Origin of the sequence: Pseudomonas sp. zfem003 (genome assembly GCF_032621675.1) — a bacterium.
Classification (GTDB): Bacteria; Pseudomonadota; Gammaproteobacteria; order Pseudomonadales; family Pseudomonadaceae; genus Metapseudomonas; species Metapseudomonas otitidis.
In genome coordinates, this window is sequence record NZ_JAVYJG010000006.1 from 249,444 (window position 1) to 267,726 (window position 18,283).

The window sequence follows — 18,283 nt, forward strand, 5'->3', positions numbered from 1 at the left end:
CCGAAGGCTTTTCCGCCGCACCCGGCAAGGATGTTCAGGGGTTACAGGGCCTGGTAGCGGACGCTGAAGTAGACGGCCTGGCCGGGCTGGTTGAAGTCCTTGGCGGTCTCGTAGTCGGCCGCGAAGAGGTTGCTGACCTTGGCTTGCAGGCGCCATTCCTCGTTCAGCCAGTACTCGCCGCGCAGGTCGAGGGTGGCGAAGCCGGCCAGGCGGTCGTCGTTGGCCACGTCGTCGAAGCGCCGCCCCTCGGCGTGCAGGGTGGCGCCCAGGCCGACGGCACCGATGCGCCGGTCCAGGTCCAGGTTGAACACCTGCTGGGCACGGCGCGGCAGCTGCTTGCCGTGGTTGCCGTCGTGGGCGCGGTTGACGCTGTCGAGCAGGGTCAGGTTGGCGTTCCAGTCCCAGCCGAGCCAGCGGCTGCCGAGGCTCAGCTCGGCGCCGTCGATGCGCGCCTTGCCGATGTTGTTGGGGCCGCCGAAGGGGCCGGTGCCGGCCTGGGCATCGTGGACGATGAGGTCATCCACATGGGTGCGGAACAGGTTGGCCGACCAGTGCCCCCAGTCGTGTTCGCCGCTCAGCGCCGCTTCGAGGCTTTCGGAGGTCTCGGCCTTGAGCCTGGGGTTGCCGTAGTCGGGGTAGTACAGCTCGTTGAAGGTGGGCGCCTTGAAGGCGGTGCCGTAGCTGAGGCTGAAGCGCAGCGCCTCGCTGAGGGCGTAGCCCCAGGCGGCGCTGCCGGTGTCGTGGCGGCCGAACTGCTGGTTGTCGTCGCGGCGCAGGGCGAGCTGCCAGTCATGCCGGCCGGCTTCCCCCAGGTACTGGGCGAAGGTGCCCCGATTGAGGCGCGAGTCGCGGTCGAAGCGGGTGGAGCTGTCCACTTCGTCCTGCTGCCAGTCATGGCCGACGCTGAAGGTGTGGCCCTCGGCCAGGGTGAATTCGTTGAGCCAGGAGGCGGTGTCGCGGCGGGTGTCGAAGCGCGAGTCGAACTGCCCGCCGGCCTCGGTGCGCGACAGGTCTTCGCTGCGCCCGGCCTGGAGGGTGATGCCCCAGGGCTCCACCGGGCTGAAACGGGCGCGCCCGCCGATGACACGCTGCTCGTTGTCGGCGTTGGCATTGCGGCCGCCGCCGGGGCTGGACCGCGACACCAGGTCCAGATCGGTGTGGGCCTTGGCCCGCAGCAGGGTGCCGTCCAGTTCCAGGCCGTTGTCGAAGCGGTAGCCGGCGCGCAGGTTGCCGGAGAGGTTGCGGTAGCCGTCGGCGTCGCCCTCGTGGTAGCTGCTGCGCGCGCGGGTGGCGTCGATGCCGTCGCTGTCCTGGCTGCTCATGCCCAGGCTGTACCAGCCCTGCTCGCCGCCGCCACTGACGCCGGCGCTGCCCTGGTAGCTGTCGTGGGTGCCGTAGCCAGCGGAGAACCAGGGCTTGGCGGTGCCGTCGCCGCTGCCCTGGCGGGTGAAGATCTGGATCACTCCGCCGATGGCTTCGGAGCCGTAGAGGCTGGAGCGCGGGCCACGGACCACTTCGATGCGCTCGATCAGCTCCACCGGCAGGTCCTGGAAGGCGGCCAGGCCGTTGCTGGCCGCGCCGATCTTCACCCCGTCCACCAGCACCAGCACGTGGTCGGACTCGGCGCCGCGCATGAACAGCGTGGTGTTCTTGCCGGGGCCGCCGTTGTTGCTGAGGGTGACGCCGGGCACCTGGCGCAGCAGCTCGGGCACCGAGCGGGCCTGGCTGCGCTCGATGGCGTCGCGGTCGATGACGGTGGTGGCGGCCAGGCTGGCGCGCACTGGCTGCGAGGTGCGCGTGGCGGTGACGCTCTGGGGCGCCAGTTCGAGGGGCTCGCCATGGGCCGGCAGAACGGCACCGAGGCCGAGCAGCATCCATGTGGCGGATGCCCGGGATACGGGGGACTGCATGTGGGGTCTCCGTCGCGCCACCCGCGCGACTCCAGGGATGGATGCATGGCTTGGCCATGCTCGCTCGCACCAGGCCGGTCTCCGGGCTTGCGAGCGGAACCTGGGGTTCCCCGACCGCGCCTTCCCATGCGTGGGCACAGTGGCTGGATGCGGTGGTTGACTCGCCTACCGTTGCGGGGGCAGCGCCGGATTCTTGATGGAATGGACCGGCTTCCCTGTTTCACCCCACCGGCCAAAAGCCGTGGGGCACCTGGTGCAGGCGCGCAGCTTAGTGGCGCGGCGGGACAGGGTCAATCGAGCCCGCGCCGCGCCGGACGGGAGGGATCAGGCGCCGTCCTTCTCGCAGTTGACCATCCAGGGCACGCCGAAACGGTCTTCGAACATGCCGAAGCGAACGGCCCAGAAGGTGGGCTCCAGGGGCATCTGCACGGTGCCGCCGGCACTGAGCCCGCTGAACACCCGCTCGGCCTCGGCAATGCTGTCGACGTTGAGCGACACCGAGCAGCCGCGAATGCCGGCGTGGGGCTGCTCGGGCAGGCTGTCGGAGGCCATCAGCGACTGGCCGTCGCGGGTCAGGCAGGCGTGGATGATGTGCCCGTGGCAATCAGTGGGTACGTGGGCAGCGGCCGGGGTTTCGCCGAAGGTCATCATCCGGAGTTCGCCACCGAGTACATCGGCATAGAAGGTGAAGGCCTCCCGGCAGGTGCCGGGGAAGATCAGGTAGGCATTGATGCGCATGAGGGGTTACTCCCTGTGGGGTTCCGCCACACTCCGTGGCGGCCCCCTCATGCTCCGCCGATCCGCCGGATTGTCGATGACCGTCCGGCGAACGGCGTCGGCGCGTTGCTCAGTTCCGGGGCAGGCGGATGCGGAACTCGGCGCCGCCGAGGGGCGAGTCGCCCAGGGCCAGTTCGCCCTCGAAGCTCTCGACGATGTCCAGCACCACGGCGGTGCCGATGCCCTGCCCCGGGTGCTGGGCGTCGGCCCGCTCACCGCGCTGGAGGATGCGCGCGCGCTGGTCCGGGGGTACGCCGGGGCCGTCGTCCTCCACCACCAGCTCGCAACTGGCCTCGTGCTCCCGGGCGCTGACCCGCACGGTGCCGAGGCACAGCCGGTAGGCGTTCTCCAGCAGGTTGCCGAGCATCTCCAGCAGGGCGCCCTGCTCCACAGGCACCTGCAGGTTCGGGTCGAAATCCCGCAGGACCCTGACCCGCTTGTCGCGGTAGACCTTGTCGAGGGCGTCGCAGAGGGTGTCCAGCAGCGGGGCGAGCTGCACCCGGTGTCGCACCAGGCCGCTCTTGCGCAGGGTGGCCCGTTGCAGCTGGTAGCCGATCTGCTGGCTCATGCGTTCGATCTGGTTGCGCAACACCCGCGCCGGTTCGGTGTCGCCGGGGCGGGTCGCGATGGTCTCGCTGACGCCCTGCAGCACCGAGAGCGGCGTCTTGAGGCTGTGGGCCAGGTCGTCGAGGGAATGGCGGTAGCGCTCGCGCTGGCGGCGTTCGCTGTCAAGCAGGCGGTTGAGGGACTTGGTCAGGCGCAGCAGCTCGCGGGGGTGGGCATCGCTCAGGGCATCGCGGGTGCCGGACTCCACCTGGTCCAGCTCCTCGCTGAGGCGGCGCAGGCTGCGAAAGCCCCAGGTGAGGCCGAACCAGAGCATCACCAGCAGCACCAGCAGGGCCGTGCCGAGCCAGAAGTAGAGCTGTTGGAGGAAGCCGTCGTGCATCACCTGGTAGTCGCTCATCGGTTGCATGGTGACGATGCTGAAGGCAGCGGCCTGGTCGCGCAGCAGGTCGATCTCGACGTCGTAGACGAAGAAGCGCCGGCCGCGGTCGTCGTGGATCTGGGTGAACTCGTGGCCACGCCCGTCGTAGCGCGGCATGTAGTGGACGCTCTCATCCTGCGAGGAGCGCGACTGCCAGATCAGGCGGCCGTCGCTGTCGTAGATGAAACCGAGCTGGTGGGCGTCGAGGTTGTCGAATTCCTCGTCGGGGAGCTTGTCGGGCATGTCGAGCTTGCCGTCGACGATGCGGGCGGCGGCGATCAGCGCGCTGGCATCGGCCGCGAGGCGCTTCTCGATGGCCTGCTCCATGGCGTTATCGAAGGCTTTGCTGAGCACCGGCAGCAACGCCAGCATGAACAGCACCGCCAGGCCGGCGGCGCCGAGCATCAACCGCAGGCGCAGGGAGAACCCCGCCAGGGGGTGTCGCCTCATCGGCAGCGCTCGGTGAACAGGTAGCCCTGGCCGCGCACCGTGTCGATGGGACGGAAGCCGTTGTCGCCTTCGAGCTTGCGCCGCAACCGGCCGACCAGCACTTCGATGACGTTGGGGTCGCGCTCGTCGTCGTCCGGGTAGAGCTGCTCCATCAACCGCTCCTTGGCGACCACCTGCTGGTGGTGGCGCATGAGGTATTCGAGGATGCGGTATTCGAAGGCGGTGAGCCCGAGGGACTCGCCGTTCATCAGTGCCTGCTTGCGGTTCAGGTCGAGCACCAGCGGCCCGGCCTCGATGGTGGACTGGACGAAGCCGGACGAACGCCGCAGCAGGGCATTGAGGCGGGCCTCCAGCTCTTCGAACTGGAACGGCTTGACCACGTAGTCGTCGGCGCCGGCGGCCAGGCCTTCCACCTTGTCCTGCCAGTTGCCGCGGGCGGTGAGGATGAGGATGGGAAAGGTCTTGTCGCGGCTGCGCAGCTGGCGGATCAGGTCGAGCCCGCTCATGCCGGGCAGGCCCAGGTCCACCACGGCCAGGTCGTGGTGATACTCCTCGGCGCGGTACAGCGCCTCCTCGGCATCGGCGACAGCGTCCACCACGTGGCCCTGCTCGCCCAGGCGGGTGTAGAGGTGGTGGCGCAGCAGCGCCTCATCTTCCACGACCAGCAGTTTCATCAGCGTCTCCATGAAGAGGGCCGGGCAGGTGCCCGGCCCGTGGGTGCAGCGGGTCAGAACTTGTAGGTGGCGCCAACGTAGGCCTGGGAGCTGCTGTGCAGGTCCAGGGAGCCCAGCTTGGGACCGCCGTGGGGCGCGACTTCGGTGCTGGCGTTGGTACGCAGGTAACGATAGCCGGCCTCGATGGAGGTGTTCTTGTTCAGCTCCTGGAGGATACCGGCCTGCAGGCCGGCGGCGTAGCCGATGTCGCTGTCGCGACGCAGGCCGGAACCGTCCTGCTCGAGCTTGACCAGGCCCAGGGTGGCACCGCCGAACAGCTTGGTGTTGTTGTCACCCAGAGGGAGGAACAGGTCGTAGCTGCCGAGCAGGTTCTGCTGGCGCAGCTTGTTGCCGCTGTGGGTGTCGGAGAAGTTCTCGTAGGTCGCGTAGTAGCGGCCCTTGTCATCGGCCTGGCCGGCGCGGATGCCCCAGGTACCGGTCTTGTGGATGACCTTGTCCAGGCTCGGGTGGTCCATGTTGGCGTTCAGCGCCGAGGAGTTCTGGATGTTGTTGTTGGTCTGGCCCCAGGTCAGGCCCACGAACGGCTCGGCGGCCTGGGCGGACAGTGCGGTGAAGCCCAGGGTGGTGGCCAGCGCGAGGGGGGTGAGGATCTTCTTCATGAGGGGGTTCTCCCTGTTGACGTATGTAGGTGTCGAACTCGGGAGCCATGATGCAGGCGGGTCACTGAACCGCCCCTGAACCCTCTCTGAACCTCGGCTGAACAGCCGGTCGATCAGGAAATCAGGCCCGGGGCGGGGTTGCGGCCCTTGCGGCGACTCAGTCCAGCGGCGGGACGCGCCAATCGATGGGGGCCAGCCCGTGCTGTTCGAGGAACTTGTTGCAGCGGCTGAAGTGCCCGTTGCCGAGGAAGCCCCGGTGGGCCGACAGCGGCGAGGGGTGCGGCGAGCGCAGGGCGAGGTGCTTCTGGGTATCGATCAGCCGCTGCTTGCTCTGGGCATGGGCGCCCCAGAGCAGGAACACCAGGTGCGGCTGGTGCTGGCTGACCACTTCGATCACCCGGTCGGTGAACGGCTGCCAGCCCTGGTTAGCGTGGGAGCCGGCCTGGCCGCGCTCGACGGTGAGGGAGGTGTTGAGCAGCAGCACACCCTGCTCGGCCCAGCTCTGCAGGTAGCCGTGGCTGGGCATGTCGAGGTTCAGGTCGCGCTTGAGTTCCTTGTAGATGTTCAGCAGCGACGGCGGGATGGCTACCCCCGGCTGCACCGAGAAGCACAGGCCGTGGGCCTGGCCCGGGCCGTGGTATGGGTCCTGGCCGATGATCACCACCTTCACCTGGTCCAGCGGCGTGGAGTTGAGGGCGTTGAAGATCATCGGTCCCGGCGGGTAGATCTCTTTTCCGGCAGCCTTCTCAGTGCGTAGGAAATTTCCCAGCGCTTTCATGTAAGGTTTGTCGAATTCGTCGCGCAGGGCTTCTTTCCAGCCTGCCTCGAGCTTGATCCGATCGCTTTCAGTCATGGTGCATCCCGTCTGCGGCGCCCGTGGCGCATGAGCACGGCCGGCCGGCCGTCCAGTGGTCGGGCACCCTAAGAAATGCCCTCTACTCTTGTCAATCGAGGAGGGAGGAAGGACACACCCCATGGATAACCGCTACGACCGCCTCAAGTTCTCGCTGCTCAGCCACTTCATGAAGGGCGAGGCCAAGGTCCCGCAGATGCCGGAGACCTCGATGCAGCTGCGCAAGCTGCTCTCGTCCGAGCACGCCTCCCTGGAGCAGGTGACGCGCCTGCTGCACAGCAACCCGCCGCTGGCGGCCTACCTGATGCAGTTCGCCGCCACCCCGCTGCTGCGCAACCTGCGGCCGGGGGTGAACCTGCAGGAGGTGATCGCCCGCCTGGGCATGCAGCGCCTGAACAACCTGGTGCTCAGCTTCACCCTGCAGAACCTGCTGACCACCCAGGACCCGGTGCTGCAGAAGGTCTTCCGCCATCGCTGGAACACCGCCCTGCTCTGCGCCGCCTACTGCGCCTGCCTGGCCCAGGACTACACCCGCCTCTCCCTGGAAGACGCCATGCTCGCCGGCCTGGTGCAGGACATCGGCAGCCTGCCGCTGCTGGACGAGGCCGACCAGTGGCCCGAGATCCCCCGCGAGGAAGCCGTGCTGGAGCAGCTGTGCGAGCAGCTCTCGGCAGACATCGGCGTGGTGGTGCTGACCGCCTGGAAGCTGCCTCCGGTGCTGGTGGACTGCGCGCGCCATCGCACCCACTGGGATCGCCAGCACGGCGAGCGGGCCGACCTGGCCGACCTGGTGCAGGTGGCCAGCCGCCTCTGCGCCAGCGAGCCGGACGACGAAAGCCTGCCCCAGCTACCGGCCTGGCGACGGGTGCTCGGCGAGCGCGCAGACCAGCTGGACGCTGCCACCCTGCGCACCGAACTGGCCAATGGCGTGGCCTTCTGGTTCAAGCTGCTGGGCGGCAAGGGCCACGCCTGAGTGGTATCACCCGGCCCGCTGGCGGCGGGCCTTCCAGCTGCGCACCAGTGAGGGTGCCAGGGCGGTCAGCGCCGAGCCCAGCACCACCAGCACGGCTCCGCCGTAGGCCAGGCCGTTGATCTGCTCGGGGTGGACGTGGTCCGGCCACAGGCTGGCAGCGACCGCCACCGAGGCGAAGGTCACCAGCGGGGTGATGGCCAGCGTCGCGCTGACCCGGGAGGCCTCCCAATGGGCCAGGGCCTCGGCGAAGGCGCCGTAGGCCACCAGGGTGTTCAGGCAGCAGGCCAGCAGCAGCCAGCCCTGCAGCGGGCTCAGTTGCAGCGCCTCCAGCGGCGAGACCCAGGGGGTCAGCAGCAGGGCGCAGCCGAGGTAGATCACCATCATCACCTGCATGGAATTCCACACCGTCAGCAGCTGCTTCTGCGCCAGCCCGTAGAAGGTCCAGACGAAGGCCGCGCCGAGGACGATCAGCACACCGGTGGTGTAGCTGCCCAGGGAGGTGAACAACTCCCCCAGGCGCTGGTTGAAGAACAGCCCGAACCCGCTCACCAGCACCAGCAGGCCCAGGGCCTGGCCGAGGCTGAAGCGCTCCTTGAAGACGAACAGGCTGCCCAGCAACAGCAGGATCGGCGCCACCTGGATCACCAGCTGCGTGGTGCCCGGCGTCAGCATGCGCAGGCCCATCAGGTAGAGCACGTAGTTGCCCAGCAGGCCGGCGATGGCCAGCGCCACCAGCCAGCCGCCCTTGCGCCCCAGCGGTCGGAACGTCGGCAGGCGCCGCGTGGCCGCCAGGTAGAGGAACAGCAGGGAGCCGGAAACCACCAGGCGGTACCAGGTCACGGTGACCGGGTCCATCACCTTCAGCACTTCCTTCAGCTTGATGGGCAGGATGCCCCAGAGCACCGCAGTGACGAGGGCGAGAACCAGGCCGAGAAACCAGCGGCCGGATGAAACATGCATGGGAAACCTCAGGGCAGGGCCCGCAGGACGGCGGGTGCGCCATTCTAGGGTGGGCCCGGCCGGCAGGACAGCTACACCCGCCCGCCAGGCTGCCGGCCAACTGTACCGGTCGACCACCCGCACCTGTGATCACAACCGTCCATCGCCGGCCCGTGCAGCGCAGCGGCGACGCATTAGACTCCAGGCATCTGTACGCCGCTTTCGGAGAGCCCGCATGTACGGCCAACGCACTGAAGACGCCGGTCCCGGCACCCACTACCGCAGCGACCGGATCAGCTCGGTGAACGGCCAGTACTTCTTCGCCACCCGCGAAGGCACCCTGGAAGGCCCCTACTTCACCCGGGCCGATGCCGAGCGGGAAATCACCTCCTACATCCGCCGCATGGTCCAGGCCAAGGAGATCGTTGCCAGCCGCGCCTGACGAACCTGCCGCCCTGAAACGACGAAACCCGCTGGAGTTCCCTCCAGCGGGTTTCGCGCATATGGGCCGCCGGAACTCAGCGGACCGCTTCGAACAGCCCGGTGGCGCCCATGCCGCCGCCCACGCACATGGTGACGATGCCGTAGCGCTTGCCGCGACGCTGCAGCTCGCGCACCAGGTGGCCGACCTGGCGCGAGCCGGTCATGCCGAAGGGGTGGCCGATGGAGATGGAGCCGCCGTTGACGTTGTACTTCTCGTTGTCGATGCCCAGGCGATCACGGGCATAGACGCACTGGGAGGCGAAGGCCTCGTTCAGTTCCCACAGGTCGATGTCGTCGACGCTCAGGCCACGGGCCTTGAGCAGCTTGGGCACCGAGAACACCGGGCCGATGCCCATTTCGTCCGGCTCGCAACCGGCCACGGTGAAGCCACGGAAGAAGGCACGAGGCTTGAGGCCCAGCTCGATGGCCTTGTCCAGGCTCATCAGCAGGGTCATGGAGGCGCCGTCGGAGAGCTGGGAGGAGTTGCCGGCGGTGACGCTGCCGTCTTCGGAGAACACCGGCTTGAGGCTGTTCAGGCCCTCCAGGGTGGTGTCGGCGCGGTTGCAGTCGTCGCGGTCGACCACGCCGTCGAGAATCTGCTTCTCGCCGGTGGCCTTGTCCTCCACCACGTACTTGACGTTCATCGGCACGATCTCGTCGGCGAACAGGCCGTCGGCCTGGGCGCGGGCGGTGCGCTGCTGGCTCTGCAGGGCATAGAGGTCCTGGACCTCGCGGCTGACGTTGTAGCGGCGCGCGACGATCTCGGCGGTCTGGCCCATGGGGTAGTAGATGCCGGGGTGTTCCAGCTTCAGGCGCGGGTTGACGAAGTTGTCCTGGTTGATGCTCTTCAGCGTCAGGGTGATGGACTCCACGCCGCCAGCCACCATCACGTCGCTGCAGCCGGAGGCGATCTGGTTGGCGGCGATGGCGATGGCCTGCAGGCCGGAGGAGCAGTAGCGGTTCAGGGTCATGCCGGCGACGCCGATGCCCAGGCCGGACAGCACGGCCACGTTACGGCCGATGTTGTGGCCCTGAGCGCCCTCGTTGGAGCCGGCCCCGACCACGCAGTCGTCCACCAGCGCCGGGTCCAGGTCGTTGCGTGCCAGCAGCGCGTTCACGCAGTGGGCGGCCATGTCGTCGGGCCGGGTCATGTTGAACTTGCCGCGGAAGGACTTGGCCAGGCCGGTCCGGACGCTGTCGACTATCACCACTTCACGCATGAGGCACCTCTTTCTTGTCGGTTGGAGGACGGGTGTCCATTGACGATGGGGCGAGGATAGATGCCGACTATCCTCGCCCGCGACGATCATTCACCCGGCGTATGCGCGCCCATGGTTCAGGACTTGCGGAAGGCGGCCTCCAGGGCGTCATTGATGGTGCGCAGGACCTTCACCCGGGCATAGCGCTTGTCGTTGGCCTCCACCAGGGTCCAGGGCGCGATCTCGGTGCTGGTGCGGTCCACCATGTCGCCCACCGCGCTGACGTACTGGTCCCACTTGTCACGGTTGCGCCAGTCTTCCTCGGTGATCTTGTAGCGCTTGAACGAGGTCTGCTCGCGCTCCTTGAAGCGCTTCATCTGCTCGTCCTTGTCGATGGACAACCAGAACTTCACCACCACGATGCCGTGGTCGTGCAATTGCTCCTCGAAGTCGTTGATCTCGCTGTAGGCCCGCAGCCAGTCGGCCTGGCTGCAGAACCCTTCGACCCGCTCCACCAGCACCCGGCCGTACCAGGAGCGGTCGAAGATGGTGAACTGCCGGCGTGGCGGCACGTGCCGCCAGAAACGCCACAGGTAGGGCTGCGCGCGCTCCTCCTCGGTGGGGGCGGCAATGGGTACGGTGCGGTACTGGCGCGGGTCGAGGGCGCCGGTGACGCGGCGGATCGCCCCACCCTTGCCAGCGGCGTCGTTGCCCTCGAACACCGCCATCAGCGCATGGCTGCGGAAGCGCTTGTCCCACATCAGCTTGGCCAGGCGCGCCTGCTCGGCGGCCAGTTGTTCGCGGTATTCGTCCTTGTCCAGGGACAGGCCGAGGTCGAGGGCATCCAGCAGGCTGCGGTTGTCCAGGCTGGAAGTCAACGGTGCGGCATGGGGTTGCGGTTGCTGGCGGTCCTTGCGCTTGAGCGCCGCCTGCAGGCCCTCCAGCAGGATGCGGCCGACGCTGAGGCTGCGGTAGTGCTCGTCGATGCCCTCGATCACGTACCAGGGCGCATAGTCGCGGCTGGTGCGGCGCAACATGCGTTCGCCGAAGCGCACGAAGCGGTCGTAGGTCTCGCTCTGCTTCCAGTCCAGCGGGTTGAGCTGCCAGCTGCGCTGGGGGTCGCTTTCCAGGGTCTTGAGGCGCTGCTTGAGCTGCTTCTTGGACAGGTGGAACCAGAACTTGAAGATCAACGCGCCCTCGTCGCAGAGCATCCGCTCGAAGCGCTCGGCACCGTCGATGGCCTGGTCGAAGCGGGCGTCCTTGATGTCGCCCTCCACCCGGGCGTGGAGCATCTGGCTGTACCAGTTGCCGAAGAAGATGCCGATCTGCCCCTTGGGCGGCAGCTTGCGCCAGAAGCGCCACTGCGGCGGCCGCGCCAGCTCCTCGTCGGTGGGGGTGAGGAAGCTCTCGACATGGATCAGGCGCGGGTCCATCCACTCGTTGAGCAGCTTGACCGTCTCGCCCTTGCCGGCCCCCTCGATGCCGTTGATCAGGATGACCACCGGGAAGCGTGCCTGCTGCTTCAGCTCGAACTGCGCCTCCAGCAGCGCCTCGCGAAGCTCCAGCACACCTTTCTCGTAGGTGTCCTTGTCGATGGAATGGCCGATTTCCGCAGATTCGAACATGCGTCTCTCCCTGGTTGATCGGGAAAAAATAGCGGAGCCGGCGTGAGTGCGTACAGAACAGCGTCAATAAAAAAGGGATGCCTCGGCATCCCTTTCCAGTGACATGGGCCATCAGACCGTAGCGGGCGTTGCCCCCGGGCGACGTACCAGCCGCAGGGCCGCGATCACCACGGCGAACACGCCGATGCTGGCGCTGTACAGCACCATGGCCGGCAGCGCCACCAGCATGCCCAGCACACCCAGGCGCCAGCCGGCGCGGCCGGGCAGGAAGAAGGCCACCAGTGCCAGGCCCAGGGCACCCAGGGCGATCACCCGGTGGTGGATCAGCAGGCCCAGGCCGGCACGCAGCTGGCATTCCCAGCGCTGGGCGTCTTCCACGCAGAGCCCGACCCACTGGGCATCCTCCATCAGCGCATAGCGCAACCCGTAGCTGCCGGCCAACCAGAGGGCGAACAGCACCAGCAGGGCAATGAGGGGGAAACGGCGGGACATGGTTCTCTCCGGTGGATGAAAAGCGGCGCCAAGGATAAACCGCCGCAAGCCTTATGCAAGGTGCTTCGCACAATTGTGACGAGGGGCCAGGCGCCGGGTTCCGCCTTGCCCTGCAGCCACTACACTGCGCCCCATGAACCTGTCCCGCTTCGTCTACCTCTGCGCGGCGCTGGCCCTGGCCTGGATGCTCTACACCATGGCCCGCCCCACTCCGCACGCACCGCCGGCCAGCATCGCCTCCGGGGAGCTGCGCGTGGGCAAGGACCGCATCACCCCGCTGCAGCCCTTCCAACTGGAGGCGCGCATCCTCGGCCGCGAGGACTACCGCTTCGACGCCGGCGCCCGCCTCTCCCCCACCGACCTGGCCCTGGGCTGGGGGCCTATGGCCGATCCGTCGGTGCTGGCGCAGATCCGCATCACCCAGGGCAACCGCTGGTACCACTGGTCCACCGAGCGCTTCCCCATTCCCCGGCGGGAGATCGAGACCCACAGCGCCAACATGCACATGATCCCGGCCACGGCGCAGGTGGCCCGGGACCTGGCGGACGTGGCGCCCGGCCAGCGCATCCGCATCAGCGGGCAACTGGTGAGGGTGGACGGCGACGACGGCTTCACCTGGGTCAGCTCGCTGACCCGCGAGGACACCGGCAACGGTGCCTGCGAACTGGTCTGGCTGGAGCGCATCGAGCGCCTGGACTGAGCCGCCCACGGCTTTGTTCTTGCCAGCCTGGCCGGGGGCAGGCAGATTGCCACTCACTGCGGCACTTTGCTGCGGTTGCGCTTGTCATAGCCTGCGTACTTCACTCGGCCCTCACGCTCCAGCCACGAGAACGACCCACATGGCCCTGACCCGCCGTATCGCCGCCCTGCTTGGCGGCCTGCTTTTCTGTGCCCCGCTGTGGGCGGCCGACATCGACGCGGCCAGCTACGGCTACCCGCTGACCAACCCGTTCGAGGCGACCATCGCCACCACGCCGCCCGAGCTGCGCCCCGAGCTGCCGGACGACGAGGACATCGACCAGGCCGACTACTCGCTGAAGCTGCGCCCCGAGCGGGAGTTCCAGCTGCCGGACAACTTCTGGCCGGTGCGCACCCTGGGCTACCGCCTGGCCAAGCAGGACCACGCGGCGCCGCTGGTATTCATCATCGCCGGCACCGGTGCGCACTACTCCAGCACACTGGCCGAGTACCTGAAGAAGCTGTTCTACGGCGCCGGCTTCCACGTGGTGCAGCTGTCCTCGCCGAGCAGCTACGACTTCATGGCCGCCGCCTCGCGCTTCGCCACCCCCGGCCTGTCCACCGAGGACGCCGACGACCTGTACCGGGTGATGCAGGCCGTGCGCGCACAGCACCCGCGCCTGCCGGTCACCGACTTCTACCTCACCGGCTACAGCCTGGGCGCCCTGGAGGCGGCCTTCGTCAGCCACCTGGACGAGACCCGGCGCAGCTTCAACTTCAAGCGCGTGTTGCTGCTCAACCCGCCGGTGAACCTCTACACCTCCATCAGCAACCTGGACCGCCTGGTGCAGACCCGGGTGAAGGGCATCGACACCAACACCAACTTCTATGAAGTGGTGCTGGGCAAACTGACCCGCTACTTCCAGCAGCGCGGCTACGTCGACATCAACGACGCGATGCTCTACGACTTCCAGCAGTCCAAGCAGAAGCTCTCCAACGAACAGATGGCGATGCTGATCGGTACCTCGTTCCGCTTCTCCGCCTCGGACATCGCCTTCACTTCGGACCTGATCAACCGCCGCGGGCTGATCACCCCGGTGAAGATGCCCATCACCGAAGGCACGAGCCTGACGCCCTACTTCAAGGGCGCACTGCTGTGTGACTTCGACTGCTACATCACCGAGCAACTGATCCCCTTCTGGCGCGCGCGCTTCGACGGCGGCAGCCTCACCCAGCTGATCGACCAGGTGAGCCTCTACGCCCTGGAGGACTACCTCAAAAGCAGCAGCAAGATCGCGGTGATGCACAACGCCGACGACGTGATCCTCGGCACCGGTGACCTGGGCTTCCTGCGCCGCACCTTCGGCGACCGCCTGACCGTCTACCCCCATGGCGGGCACTGCGGCAACCTCAACTACCGCGTCAACAGCGACGCCATGCTGGAGTTCTTCCGTGGCTAAGTACGCACTCCTGCCCGCCCTGCTGCTGGCCAGCCTGCCGGCATTCGCCGACACCCCGGCCAAACCCGTTGCCGACCCGGACGGCTTCACCCAGCCGCTGCGCCAGCTGACGTTCAACCCCGGCCTGGACCAGCGCGAATTCGAGCGCTCGACCTTCGATGCCCTGGAGGTCTACGACCCGCTGGAGTCCTGGAACCGCCGCGTCTACCACTTCAACTACCGCTTCGATCAGTGGGTGTTCCTGCCCGTGGTGCGTGGCTACACCTACGTCACGCCGCGCTTCGTGCGCAGCGGCGTGAGCAACTTCTTCAGCAACCTCGGCGACGTGCCCAACCTGGTCAACAGCCTGCTGCAGTTCAAGGGCCAGCGCTCCATGGAGGTCACCGGGCGCCTGCTGATCAACACCACCATCGGTGTGGTCGGCCTGTGGGACCCGGCCACCCTGATGGGCCTGCCCAAGCAGAGCGAGGACTTCGGCCAGACCCTGGGCTTCTACGGCGTCGGCGCCGGCCCCTACCTGATGCTGCCGCTGCTGGGGCCGTCGAACCTGCGCGACACCACCGGCCTGGTGGTGGATTTCGCCGCAGAAAACCAGATCAACTTCCTCAACGTGGCGGAGGTGAGCAGCGACCACCCGGAAATCACCGCGCTGCGCATCGTCGACAAGCGCTACACCACCAGCTTCCGCTACGGCCAGCTCAACTCGCCGTTCGAGTACGAGAAGATCCGCTACGTCTACACCGAGTCGCGCAAGCTGCAGATCGCCGAGTGATGCGCCCTCCCCGCCCGGGAGCCGGGTGGGGACCTCATCGGCCACTCATCCAGCACTTCGATTGAAACCACGCAAAATCACGCACCATTCATTCAATTCCCTGGATTAGGATCGCCCGGTCCGTCATCCAGGGAGGCTCCCATGAGCACCTATCGCCAGCTTCTTGAGCAACGCCCCGGCCAGCCCGCTTCCGACGGCGCCGGGGTCAACCTGATCCGCGTCTTCGCCGAGCAGGGCATCCCGCGCTTCGACCCCTTCCTGATGCTCGACGAGTTCGGCTCGGCCAACCCGGACGACTACGTCGCCGGCTTCCCCGCCCACCCGCACCGGGGCTTCGAGACCATCACCTACATGCTCGAAGGGCGCATGCGCCACGAGGACCACCTGGGCAACGTCGGCCTGCTGGAGAACGGCGGCGTGCAGTGGATGACGGCCGCGCGCGGCATCATCCACAGCGAGATGCCGGAGCAGCAGGAGGGCGTCATGCGCGGCTTCCAGATCTGGCTCAACCTGCCGGCCAGGGACAAGCTCGGCGACCCCGGCTACCGCGACTTCGCCACAACCGAGATTCCGCACCTGCGCACGGCCGGTGGGGTCGAGGCACGGGTGATCGCCGGTCGCTTCGACGATGGCCAGGTGCAACAGGACGGTGCGGTGCAGCGCCCGCACACCGAACCCCACCTCTTCGACCTCCACCTGCCCGCCGGCAGCCGGGTGGCGCCGCGCCTGGCCGATGGCCTGCGGGTACTGCTGTACGTGTACGAAGGTGCGCTGCATGTGAACGGCAACCCAGTCGGCAAGGGGCGCCTGGCGCGTCTTTCGGAACAGGGTGCAGTCGAGCTAGCGAGCAGCGAGGGTGCCAAGGTGCTGCTGCTGGCGGGCCGCCCGCTGGGCGAGCCCATCGTGCAGTACGGGCCCTTCGTGATGAACAGCCGGGAGGAGATCGAACAGGCGCTGCGCGACTACCGCGACGGCCGCCTGGCCGGCTACTAGGCCCTGTACGAAAAGTCGTCGAGCGACGGTCAGGCAAGGCGAAAACGCCCGAAGAAGCGCAGTTTACGTGCTGTAAATGAGCATTCTGATCGGACTCGCGCACGAGGGGGTTTTCAACGCAGCATCACCGAGCGCAGGCACTTTTCGTGCGACGCCTAGGCCGGTTCGGGCAGCGTGGCGTCCTCGACCAGGCCAAGGAACGCCTGCAGCTCCAGCTTCTGCGCCATCGCGTCCTGGTAGCCCAGCTCGATCAGCTCGTTGCAGTAGCCAGCCTCGAACAGCAGGTAGCTGATCACCCCGGCACCACTGGCCTTGGTGGCGCCCGGTCCGCGCAGGAAGGTGCGGATGGCACGGGGCAGCTCGCGCCGATGGCGCGCGGCGATTTCATCCAGCGGCCGGCTGGGCGACACCACCAGCACCTCCACCGGCTTCATCCCCAGGCTGCGCCGGTGAGCCTCGTCGGGGATCAGCCGGCTGAGCTGGTTGATGCGCTCCAGCAGCTCGATGTCGCTTTCCAGGTTGTCGATGAAGGTGCTGTTGAGCATGTGCCCGCCGATCTGCGCGAGGCTCGGCGGGTTGCCGGTGCCGAGGCGGGCCATGCCGTTGTCACGGGCGTCCTCCCTGGGGTTGCCGCTCACCCCCACCACCAGCACCCGGCTGGCGCCCAGGTGCAGCGCCGGGCTGATGGGCGCCGACTGGCGAACCGCGCCATCGCCGTAGTACTCGCGGTGCAGCCTGACCGGCGGGAAGATCAGCGGGATCGCGGCGCTGGCCATCAGGTGCTCGACGCTCAGCCGGGTCGGCACACCGCCACGGCGGTGGCGGAACCAGGGATCGATGGTGGCGCGGCCTTGATAGAAGGTCACGGCCTGGCCGGTCTCGTAGCCGAAGGCGGTCACCGCCACGGCACGCAGCTGGCGCATGCGGATGGCGGCGGCGATGCCGGAGAAATCCAGCTCGCGCTCCAGCAGGGTGCGCAGCGGCGCGTTGTCCAGCAGCGCCACCGGCGAGTGACGGTTCATGCCCAGCAGGCTGTGGCCGAGGAAGCGCAGGCTCTGGCGCATCACCCCGGGCCAGTCGCTGCGGTACACCTGGTGTGTCTCGAAGCCCTGCCAGACGGCGGTCAGGCGACGGATCGCCTCGCTGAAGTGCAGGGCACCGCAGGCCAGGCCCACGGCATTGATGGCGCCGGCGGAGGTGCCGACGATCACCGGGAAGGGGTTGCACGCCGAATCCGGCAGCAGGTCGGCGATGGCGGCCAGCACCCCCACCTGGTAGGCCGCCCGGGCGCCACCCCCGGAAAGGATCAGGCCTGTGACGGGTGTGGCGGCGGGGGTCGAAGTCATGGCGGCGTCCGCTGTTTTTCTCGCAAGTGTAGGCCAGCGCTAATAGAGCTTGGGCTCGCCCTCGGGCCGGCTCTTGAAGCGCCGGTGCGCCCACAGGTACTGCTCGGGCAGGCGGCTGACCTCCTGCTCGATCCACTGGTTGATGCGGATGCAGTCCGCCTCTTCGCTCTCGCCGGGGAAGTCCGCCAGCGGCGGGTGCACCACCAGGCGGTAGCCCGAGCCATCGGCCAGTCGCTCCTGGGTGAAGGGCAGCACCTTGGCACGGCCCAGGCGGGCGAACTTGGTGGTGGCGGTGACGGTGGCGGCGGTGATGCCGAACAGCGGCACGAACAGGCTCTGCTTGGCACCGTAGTCCTGGTCCGGCGCGTACCAGATGGCGCGGCCGGCACGCAGCACCTTGAGCATGGCACGCACGTCTTCGCGCTCGATGGCGGTGGCGTCCAGGTTGTGGCGCTCGCGGCCCCGGCGCTGGATGTAGTCGAACAACGGGTTCTTGTGCTCGCGGTACATGCCGTCGATGGTGTGCACCTGGCCGAGCAGCGCCGCGCCGATCTCCAGGGTGGTGAAGTGAAGGGCCATGAGGATCACGCCCTGCCCTTCGGCCTGGGCCTGCTGCAGGTGCTCCTGGCCTTCGATGTGGGCCAGGCGACGCAGGCGCGCGGCCGGCCACCACCAGCTCATGGCCATCTCGAAGAAGGCGATGCCGGTGGAGGCGAAGTTCTCCCGCAGCAAGCGCTCACGGGCCTCCGCCGTCATGGCCGGGAAGCACAGCTCGAGGTTGCGCCGGACGATGCGCCGACGCGAGCCGGCCAGCCGCCCCATCCAGCCCCCGAGCACGCGCCCGAGGCGCACCAGCACCGGGTAAGGCAGTTGGGTGAGCAGCCAGAGCAGCCCAAGGCCCAGCCACAACGGCCAGAAACGCGGGTGCAGGAAGGCGGCACGGAAACGGGGACGTTCCATCAGGATTCCGAAGCAGATCGACAAGGGCCGGCATTCTACAGAATTGCCCGCCGCT

At 67.8% G+C, this 18,283-nt stretch carries 18 protein-coding genes and 1 riboswitch; of the genes, 6 read left to right on the forward strand and 12 right to left on the reverse strand.

Annotated features, from left to right (window positions below):
* Nucleotides 1–41 precede the first annotated feature (41 nt).
* From btuB to ung, 6 genes are all read right to left on the reverse strand, one after another.
* On the reverse strand, nt 42–1,874 hold the full coding sequence (gene btuB, locus RTK35_RS15210) for a TonB-dependent vitamin B12 receptor (RefSeq protein ID WP_316908531.1): 1,833 nt from the start codon (nt 1,872–1,874) through the stop codon (nt 42–44).
* 90 nt (nt 1,875–1,964) lie between these two features.
* Nucleotides 1,965–2,179: riboswitch (cobalamin riboswitch) on the reverse strand.
* A 55-nt stretch (nt 2,180–2,234) separates the two neighbouring features.
* Entirely contained in the window at nt 2,235–2,648 is a 414-nt protein-coding gene (locus tag RTK35_RS15215; protein ID WP_044412490.1) for a VOC family protein, read from the reverse strand.
* 109 nt (nt 2,649–2,757) lie between these two features.
* Entirely contained in the window at nt 2,758–4,122 is a 1,365-nt protein-coding gene (locus RTK35_RS15220) for an ATP-binding protein (protein ID WP_316908363.1), read from the reverse strand.
* A complete protein-coding gene (locus RTK35_RS15225; protein WP_069559719.1) occupies nt 4,119–4,796 on the reverse strand; it encodes a response regulator in 678 nt (225 codons plus the stop codon). Before RTK35_RS15225 ends, RTK35_RS15220 begins: the two co-directional genes overlap by 4 nt.
* 53 nt (nt 4,797–4,849) lie before the next feature.
* Nucleotides 4,850–5,455 (reverse strand): outer membrane protein, encoded by a 606-nt coding sequence (locus tag RTK35_RS15230; protein WP_074970048.1) that lies wholly within the window; start codon nt 5,453–5,455, stop codon nt 4,850–4,852.
* A 157-nt stretch (nt 5,456–5,612) separates the two neighbouring features.
* On the reverse strand, nt 5,613–6,308 hold the full coding sequence (gene ung / locus RTK35_RS15235) for a uracil-DNA glycosylase (protein WP_044412501.1): 696 nt from the start codon (nt 6,306–6,308) through the stop codon (nt 5,613–5,615).
* Nucleotides 6,309–6,429: 121 nt separating this feature from the next.
* Between ung and RTK35_RS15240 the strand changes: the two genes are divergently transcribed.
* Complete coding sequence (locus tag RTK35_RS15240) at nt 6,430–7,281, forward strand: HDOD domain-containing protein (RefSeq protein WP_160480049.1); 852 nt, start codon at nt 6,430–6,432, stop codon at nt 7,279–7,281.
* 6 nt (nt 7,282–7,287) lie between these two features.
* On the opposite strand, the gene RTK35_RS15245 is transcribed toward RTK35_RS15240, so the two are convergent.
* The gene (locus tag RTK35_RS15245) at nt 7,288–8,241 is read right to left on the reverse strand and encodes a DMT family transporter (RefSeq protein WP_316908364.1); all 954 of its coding nucleotides are present in this window, start codon (nt 8,239–8,241) and stop codon (nt 7,288–7,290) included.
* 214 nt (nt 8,242–8,455) lie between these two features.
* On the opposite strand from RTK35_RS15245, the gene RTK35_RS15250 reads away from it, so the two are divergent.
* Nucleotides 8,456–8,662, forward strand: a complete 207-nt coding sequence (locus tag RTK35_RS15250) for a DUF6316 family protein (RefSeq protein ID WP_074970042.1) — start codon at nt 8,456–8,458, stop codon at nt 8,660–8,662.
* Between the two features lie 76 nt (nt 8,663–8,738).
* On the opposite strand, the gene RTK35_RS15255 is transcribed toward RTK35_RS15250, so the two are convergent.
* The 3 genes from RTK35_RS15255 to RTK35_RS15265 form a co-directional block, all read right to left on the reverse strand.
* The gene (locus tag RTK35_RS15255) at nt 8,739–9,923 is read right to left on the reverse strand and encodes a thiolase family protein (protein WP_182850704.1); all 1,185 of its coding nucleotides are present in this window, start codon (nt 9,921–9,923) and stop codon (nt 8,739–8,741) included.
* A 116-nt stretch (nt 9,924–10,039) separates the two neighbouring features.
* Entirely contained in the window at nt 10,040–11,527 is a 1,488-nt protein-coding gene (gene pap / locus RTK35_RS15260) for a polyphosphate:AMP phosphotransferase (RefSeq protein ID WP_142015626.1), read from the reverse strand.
* A gap of 111 nt (nt 11,528–11,638) precedes the next feature.
* A complete protein-coding gene (locus RTK35_RS15265; RefSeq protein WP_279802416.1) occupies nt 11,639–12,019 on the reverse strand; it encodes a hypothetical protein in 381 nt (126 codons plus the stop codon).
* Nucleotides 12,020–12,152: 133 nt separating this feature from the next.
* Here RTK35_RS15265 and RTK35_RS15270 point away from each other — a divergent pair, with 133 nt between their 5' ends.
* The 4 genes from RTK35_RS15270 to RTK35_RS15285 all read left to right on the forward strand — a co-directional run bounded on the left by RTK35_RS15270 (nt 12,153) and on the right by RTK35_RS15285 (nt 15,922).
* Nucleotides 12,153–12,719 carry a hypothetical protein gene (locus tag RTK35_RS15270; protein ID WP_182850705.1) on the forward strand — a complete coding sequence of 189 codons (567 nt, stop codon included), beginning with the start codon at nt 12,153–12,155 and terminating at the stop codon, nt 12,717–12,719.
* Between the two features lie 139 nt (nt 12,720–12,858).
* Nucleotides 12,859–14,157: a serine/threonine protein kinase gene (locus RTK35_RS15275; protein WP_044412521.1), complete on the forward strand. Its 1,299-nt coding sequence runs from the start codon at nt 12,859–12,861 to the stop codon at nt 14,155–14,157.
* Nucleotides 14,150–14,929 (forward strand): VacJ family lipoprotein, encoded by a 780-nt coding sequence (locus tag RTK35_RS15280; RefSeq protein ID WP_410478672.1) that lies wholly within the window; start codon nt 14,150–14,152, stop codon nt 14,927–14,929. The genes RTK35_RS15275 and RTK35_RS15280 overlap by 8 nt, the downstream gene beginning before the upstream one ends.
* 141 nt (nt 14,930–15,070) lie before the next feature.
* Nucleotides 15,071–15,922 carry a pirin family protein gene (locus tag RTK35_RS15285; RefSeq protein ID WP_316908365.1) on the forward strand — a complete coding sequence of 284 codons (852 nt, stop codon included), beginning with the start codon at nt 15,071–15,073 and terminating at the stop codon, nt 15,920–15,922.
* A 155-nt stretch (nt 15,923–16,077) separates the two neighbouring features.
* Here the strand turns inward: RTK35_RS15285 and RTK35_RS15290 are convergent, their stop codons facing one another.
* Together RTK35_RS15290 and RTK35_RS15295 are read right to left on the reverse strand one after the other, a co-directional pair.
* On the reverse strand, nt 16,078–17,268 hold the full coding sequence (locus tag RTK35_RS15290) for a patatin-like phospholipase family protein (protein ID WP_142015613.1): 1,191 nt from the start codon (nt 17,266–17,268) through the stop codon (nt 16,078–16,080).
* A 39-nt stretch (nt 17,269–17,307) separates the two neighbouring features.
* Nucleotides 17,308–18,228: a lipid A biosynthesis lauroyl acyltransferase gene (locus RTK35_RS15295; RefSeq protein WP_316908366.1), complete on the reverse strand. Its 921-nt coding sequence runs from the start codon at nt 18,226–18,228 to the stop codon at nt 17,308–17,310.
* Between the last annotated feature and the right edge of the window lie 55 nt (nt 18,229–18,283).